The sequence below is a fragment of the Pseudomonas sp. Irchel s3f10 genome, assembly GCF_900187515.1.
GTDB lineage: Bacteria > Pseudomonadota > Gammaproteobacteria > Pseudomonadales > Pseudomonadaceae > Aquipseudomonas > Aquipseudomonas tensinigenes.
The window spans coordinates 24,254-30,253 of the sequence record NZ_FYDZ01000025.1 but is presented as its reverse complement, the minus strand read 5'-3'; the positions used below and the strand labels follow the sequence as shown (position 1 = coordinate 30,253).

Sequence of the window (6,000 nt, the reverse complement as noted above, 5' to 3'; positions counted from 1 at the left end):
GATGCATTCTTTATCGGCGCTTGGGTGAAAGGAGGAGGGGCGAAATCTCCCACGGTCTGTACTGCGTCAACAGTCAGAATCGAGCCTTGTCCCTCCTCCTCCCTTCAAGTCCTACCATACAAGCGAGCCTGCTCGCGAAGGCGGCGTATCAGTCGCCATCAATGCTGAATGAACCAGCGCTTTCGCGAGCAGGCTCGCTCCCACAGGGTCTGTGAGGGTGGTCGAAATCGAATCCCCCCGCAGTTCTCTTTCTGCCCAAAAATAATCACAACATCGGGACTTCACATGAAAGCCTTGCCCTTGTTCGCCCTGAGTTTTTTCAGTCTGCTGCCGTTGAGCAGCCAAGCGATCCCCTTGAACGATGACTTTGCGCTGGAGGTAGACCTGACCCTCACCAGCGATTACCGCACCCGCGGCATCTCGCAAACGCAAAATGACCCCGCCGTACAAGCCGGCCTGACCCTCGCCCACAGCAGCGGTCTGTACCTCGGTGCGTGGAGTTCCAACGTCGATTTCGGCGGTGGTCTGAAAACCCGTCAGGAAGTCGATTACTACGGCGGTTGGCTGTGGCAGGCGACCGAGGATGTCAGTCTCGATCTGGGTTACATCAAGTACGCCTACCCCAAGGAAAGCCAGTTCAACCAGAGCGAGGTTTACGGGATTCTCGGGGTTTATGGGGTGAAACTGGCGGCGTATTACTCCAGCGATGCACCGGGGATCGATAGCCAGCAGAGTTCGCTCTATACCTACATCAGTTATGAAACTGAATTGCCGTACGATTCAGGCTTGAAGCTGCGTTACGGCAATATGGATTTCAAGGATCCGCATTTGTATTCGGCGTCCGGGCAGGCTGAGGACAGTTATCGCGAATGGGAAGTCAAAGTCACCCACAATCTGGCCGGCGTGGTGCTGGGCCTTAGCTACATCGACACTAACCTGTCGCAGAGCCAGTGCCTGAGCAACTGGGGTTTCAAAGACGTCTGCACCGCCACAGTCGTGGCCAGCGTCAGCAAATCTTTCTGACCTACTGAAATCCCCCTGTAGGAGTGAGCCTGCTCGCGATAGCGGTGGATCAGCCAACATCATTGTTGAATGACACACCGCTATCGCGAGCAGGCTCACTCCTACAGGGGGATTGTGGTGTATCAGGAATTGAGGTTTGCCAGATAGGCCCACGGGTAAATGCCGCGCTGGTGGCCGTCGCTGAACACCAGTTGCACACCGTAGCCCTGGGGGTTGAGTTCGATCAGGCGTACGCGGTCATCGACCATGGGCGTCAGGCCTTTGAGGCGAAACGCGCGGCATTGCGAGCACGGGCACTGGCGGCGCAGCTCGGCGTGGTTGAGTTGTTGTTCGTGCCCGTCAGGCCAAGTCAGCCGAAGGGTTTGCTCGCTTTGTGAGTTACCCACCGACAGCGGGTTCATTGCAACTGACTCAAGGCGATGCGCACGGCTTTGCGCACTTCCGGGTCGCCGTCGTCCTTGGCGGCCTGTAATGCCGCCACAGCACCACGATCATTCAATTCACCCAAGGCCAGCGCGGCCTCTTTGCGCAGGTTGCTGATGCGATGGCCGAGGGTCTCGATCAACGCGTCCAGCGCTGGAGCGAAACGCAGCCGACCGAGGCTGCGAGTGGCGCGCAGGCGCACTTGCCAGTAATCGTCGCTCAAGGCTTCGACTAGCGCCGGGCCCGCGTCGCGGTGGCCGACTTTGCCCAGTGTCGTTGCGGCTTCTTCGCGCACTTGCCAGGCATTGTCCTGCAGGGCCAAGCGCAGGGCTGGCAATACTTCGGCGCCGGAGGCCAGGCCCAATGCACCGGTGGCGGCGCGGCGAACTTCGGTATCGGGATCGTCACTGGCCAATCTTGCTAACGCCGGTAACGCGTCGAGCTGCTTGAGCCAGCCGAGCACACCGACGGCTTCGCGACGGACATTGGCGTCGGCATCGTTCAATGCCGCGACGGCTGAAGGAGCCGCGTCGGCGAAACGCAACTCGCGCAAGGCGCGAAACGCGGCGATACGCACACTGACGTCGGCGTGATCGGTCCACGGCAGAATCACCCGCCCCGCCGCTTCAGTCTTGAGCAGACTCAAGCTCTGCGCAGCGGCAGATTGCACAGCGGGCGATGGGTCGGTCAGCGCCTCGCACAAGGCTTGCACAACGTCTTCATCCTCCCAGGCCTCCAGCAAACGCGCGGCTTCAGCGCGGACGTCTTCGGCAGGATCCTGGCCGAGGCGATCGACCAGCCAGAGCAAGCCATCGGGCTCTTCGAGATCGGCCAGATCAATCAGCGCAATACGCCGCACGCCAGCATCTTCAGCAGTCAGGCGCGGTTGCAGATCGAGAATGTCTTGGTTATCGGTCACAGCAAAAATAGAGGTCATAGGGCAAATCGCGGCAAAGGGTTTTCGGGAGGCAGGCCGAGCGGATTGAGGCGCGGCAGCGGTCGGTCATCGTCGTGGCGCAGCAGGTCCAGGCAGTGGCGCTTGAGGCGCGAGAACTCGGGGCTGGTGACCAGTTCGCTGGTGCGTGGCCGGGCGAAATCCAGGCGCAAGTCTTCGATGATTCGCCCCGGCCGCGCGCTCATCACCAGCAGGCGATCGGCGAGGAACAGCGCCTCGTCGATATCGTGAGTGACGAACACCACCGTGGTGCGGATGCGTGTCCAGATGTCCAGCAGCAGTTCCTGCATGTTCAAACGGGTGAGCGCATCCAGCGCGCCGAACGGCTCGTCCATCAGCAAAAGCCGTGGCCGATTGACCAGCACTCGGGCGATCTCAACGCGTTGCTGCATACCGCCGGACAGCTGATCGGGCCAGCGTTCGGCAAAGCCTTCGAGGCCGACCAGCTTGAGGATTTCGTCGGCGGTGCGATGACGTTCGGCCTTGCCGATGCCGCGCATCTTCAGGCCAAAAGCCACGTTGTCGCGCACCGTGCGCCAGGGAAACAGCGTGTGATGCTGGAACACCATGCCGCGCTGCGGTGACGGGCCGGACACCGCCGCGCCATCGACTTTCAGGCTACCGGCGTGCGCCTGCAGATGCCCGGCCAACGCACCGAGCAAGGTCGATTTACCGCAACCGGACGGGCCGAGAATACAGACGAACTGGCCCGGTTCGATCTGGCAATCGAGTTCGCGCACCGCTTCGAACGCTTCCCGCCCTGCGCCGAGAACGATGGACAGTTGGCGAATGTCGATCCGCCCCTCAGGGGTTTGCATCACGCTCATCAGGCTTTTCCTCGCGGTCGATGCCAAGGCGTGAACAACCCGCCGAGGCGTTTGATCAGCAGACTGCTGCCCATGCCCAACACGCCGATCAGCAACATGCCGACGACGATGTCGGCGTAGTTCTGAATGGTGTAGGACTCCCAGGTGTAGTAACCGATGCCGAACTGGCCGGAGATCATTTCCGCCGTGACCAGACAGAACCAAGATGTGCCCATGCCGATCGCAAGACCCGTGATGATGCTGGGGGCGGCGCCGGGCAGGATCACTTCGAGCAGGATTGCGCGGCGCCCTGCCCCGAGGCTTTTCGCCGAGGCGATCAGGCGCGGGTCGACGCCTTCGACGCCGTGCACGGTGTTGAGCAGGATCGGGAACAGCGCGCCGGTGAAGGTGATGAAGACCATCGACAGTTCGGACGATGGAAACATCAGGATGGCCAATGGAATCCATGCCACGGCGGGGATCGGGCGCAGGACTTCCAGTGGGGGCAGCAGCAGGTCTTCGGCCCATTTCGAGCGGCCGATGGCCAGACCGAGGGCGATGCCGATGACTAGTGCAGCGAGGTAACCGGCGAAGACGCGGCTGAGGCTGGCGGTGAGGTGCTGGAGCAACTTGCCAGAATCGCCCAAACCGAGCGCCGCTTCGATCACCGCGATAGGTGTCGGCACGTTGGCGAAGGTGACGAGGCCGAGGTTCCAGTGGTGGCTGGCGGCGAGTTGCCAGAACAGCAGGCAGAGCAGCAAGGATGTGGCTCTTGATGTCCAGCGTAGGGTGGGTGATTTCATGGATCGGGTTTCCGGTTGTGGAGCTGTGTTGTGGCTGAGATTTACCCCCCTCACCCCAGCCCTCTCCCCCAAGGGGGCGAGGGGGAAAGGGAGCCGATCTTCATGCTTTTCAAAACCTGAGTTCGGCTCGGTATTTCAGGTCGGCGTACCTCGCCCAATCACCTCGGTCAGTCCCCTCTCCCTCTGGGGTGCAAGAGGGAAAGGGAGCCGATATTCGTGCTTTTCAAAACCTGAGTTCGGCTCGGTATTTCAGGTCGGCGTACCTCGCCCAATCACCTCGGTCAGTCCCCTCTCCCTCTGGGGTGCAAGGGGGAAAGGGAGCCGATCTTCATGCTTTTCAGAACCTGAGTTCGACTCGGTATTTCAGGTCGGCGTACCTCGCCCAATCACCGCGGTCAGTCCCCTCTCCCCCCGGGAGAGGGCTAGGGTGAGGGGCTTTTGATCTTCAATCAGCGAGCAGCAACAGCCTGGGTAGTGGCATCGCTGAAATCGAAAACCTTGCCACCCTGCGCTGAGGCATATTGCTGAGCCTGCCCCTTAAGCAAAAACGCACTTAACCGTCCCTTCGCATCACTGGCAAACCACGCCTGCTCCGCGAGCAACTTGATCCCGCTGTCACTGGCCTGCGCATACACCGCGCGAATGGTTTTGCCTTCCTGCTTCAACGCGGCCAGTGCAGCGAACGCCTCTTCCGCAGACGCGTACTGCCGCACCTTGCTCTCACCGCGCACCCAGATTTCTGCAACGTGGCTAAAGTCAGTGATCGCTTTACCGGTAGCCTTCAACGGTGTCTGCGCGTAGTTGGCCAACTGCGCCGTGTAATCCAGGTTCGACGCCTTGAACGCCGCCCGGATGTATTGATCGTCAATAAACGTATTCAGATCGAGCCCACGATCAGCCTTCTTCAACAGCTTCAACGTATCGATGGCCGTACCAACCGCCTGACGATATTCCGGCTTCCAGCTCAGGTCGCGGGTCTGCACGCCGAGCGGGCCGTGGAACAGGTAATTCACCTCGGCATCGACGCCAGTGACTTTGGCGATCAGCTCGCTGTACTTCTCAGGCTCGGCGGCGAGCAGTTGATTGGCCTCGATGCTGGCGCGCAAGTACGCGACGATGACTTCCGGGTACTTCTTCGCATACGCCTGATCCACCAGCGCACCATGGAACGTCGGCGCATTGGCCTGAGCGCCGTCATAAATCTTGCGGGCGAAACCCCGGCTCGGGAACAGCTCGGCGAACGGCACGAAATCGGCGTGGGCGTCGATCTTGCCGGCCTGCAACGCGGAGCCGGCGACTTCCGGCGGCTGGGCAATGATGTTGACGTCCTTGAGCGGATCCCAGCCCTGCGCCGCTACCGCGCGCAGCAACATGCCGTGGGCCGTGGAGGCGAACGGCACGGAAATCGTCTTGCCTTTGAGTTCGCTGAGCGCCTGCACCCCGGATGCACTCGGCACGACGATGCCGTTGCCGCTGCCCTTGATGCTCCCCGACAACACGCTGATAAACAGGCTGTGCTTGCCGGCGGTTTCAAACGCGACACCGTTGAACGCACCGGGAAAATCGGCCATGGCGCCGAAGTCGAGTTTGCCGGCGACCATCTCGTTGGTCAGCGGTGCGCCGCTGGTGAAGTTCTTCCACTGCACGTCGTATTTGGCGTCTTTGTAGGCGCCGTCGTGGGGCAAATATTTGTCGAGCAGACCGAGCTCACGAATCAACAAGCCGCCGGCGGCGCAGTTGATGGTGGTGTCCTGGGTGCCGATGGCAATGCGGATGGTTTCGGCTGAGGCCGACAAGGTGAACGAAGCCAGTACCAGACCGGCGATTGCTGCACGCAACATGGTTGTTTCCCCTCGAATCATTTATTTGAGTTCGTCTCCGCCGCGATCAGGGCGCGGTGGGAAACGAGGGGTTTTCGGTTATTCCAGCGTCCGGGGTTCACCGGATGGCTTTGGGTTGTCACAGTTCCAAATCTAGGAGTGAGCCTGCT

6 protein-coding genes are annotated in these 6,000 nt (G+C 60.8%); 1 reads left to right on the top strand and 5 read right to left on the bottom strand.

The features are described from left to right. Positions 1 to 285: 285 nt before the first annotated feature. Entirely contained in the window at positions 286 to 1,023 is a 738-nt protein-coding gene (locus tag CKW17_RS28985; protein ID WP_095123339.1) for a TorF family putative porin, read from the top strand. A gap of 122 nt (positions 1,024 to 1,145) precedes the next feature. Here CKW17_RS28985 and CKW17_RS28980 read toward each other — a convergent pair whose 3' ends face one another. The 5 genes from CKW17_RS28980 to CKW17_RS28960 all read right to left on the bottom strand — a co-directional run bounded on the left by CKW17_RS28980 (position 1,146) and on the right by CKW17_RS28960 (position 5,872). Then, the gene (locus tag CKW17_RS28980; protein WP_095123337.1) at positions 1,146 to 1,424 is read right to left on the bottom strand and encodes a DUF971 domain-containing protein; all 279 of its coding nucleotides are present in this window, start codon (positions 1,422 to 1,424) and stop codon (positions 1,146 to 1,148) included. Beyond that, a complete protein-coding gene (locus CKW17_RS28975) occupies positions 1,421 to 2,383 on the bottom strand; it encodes a HEAT repeat domain-containing protein (RefSeq protein ID WP_095123335.1) in 963 nt (320 codons plus the stop codon). The genes CKW17_RS28980 and CKW17_RS28975 overlap by 4 nt, the downstream gene beginning before the upstream one ends. Next, positions 2,380 to 3,228, bottom strand: a complete 849-nt coding sequence (locus tag CKW17_RS28970; RefSeq protein WP_095123333.1) for an ABC transporter ATP-binding protein — start codon at positions 3,226 to 3,228, stop codon at positions 2,380 to 2,382. Before CKW17_RS28970 ends, CKW17_RS28975 begins: the two co-directional genes overlap by 4 nt. After that, positions 3,228 to 4,010: an ABC transporter permease gene (locus CKW17_RS28965; protein WP_095123331.1), complete on the bottom strand. Its 783-nt coding sequence runs from the start codon at positions 4,008 to 4,010 to the stop codon at positions 3,228 to 3,230. The genes CKW17_RS28970 and CKW17_RS28965 overlap by 1 nt, the downstream gene beginning before the upstream one ends. Positions 4,011 to 4,459: 449 nt before the next feature. Then, complete coding sequence (locus tag CKW17_RS28960; protein ID WP_371850971.1) at positions 4,460 to 5,872, bottom strand: ABC transporter substrate-binding protein; 1,413 nt, start codon at positions 5,870 to 5,872, stop codon at positions 4,460 to 4,462. Positions 5,873 to 6,000 lie beyond the last annotated feature (128 nt).

Bases quoted from the DNA above. Each gene is read 5' to 3' on its own strand.
- CKW17_RS28985 (WP_095123339.1), top strand. From the start codon at position 286: ATGAAAGCCTTGCCCTTGTTCGCCCTGAGTTTTTTCAGTCTGCTGCCG.
- CKW17_RS28980 (WP_095123337.1), bottom strand. From the start codon at position 1,424: ATGAACCCGCTGTCGGTGGGTAACTCACAAAGCGAGCAAACCCTTCGG.
- CKW17_RS28975 (WP_095123335.1), bottom strand. From the start codon at position 2,383: ATGACCTCTATTTTTGCTGTGACCGATAACCAAGACATTCTCGATCTG.
- CKW17_RS28970 (WP_095123333.1), bottom strand. From the start codon at position 3,228: ATGAGCGTGATGCAAACCCCTGAGGGGCGGATCGACATTCGCCAACTG.
- CKW17_RS28965 (WP_095123331.1), bottom strand. From the start codon at position 4,010: ATGAAATCACCCACCCTACGCTGGACATCAAGAGCCACATCCTTGCTG.
- CKW17_RS28960 (WP_371850971.1), bottom strand. From the start codon at position 5,872: ATGATTCGAGGGGAAACAACCATGTTGCGTGCAGCAATCGCCGGTCTG.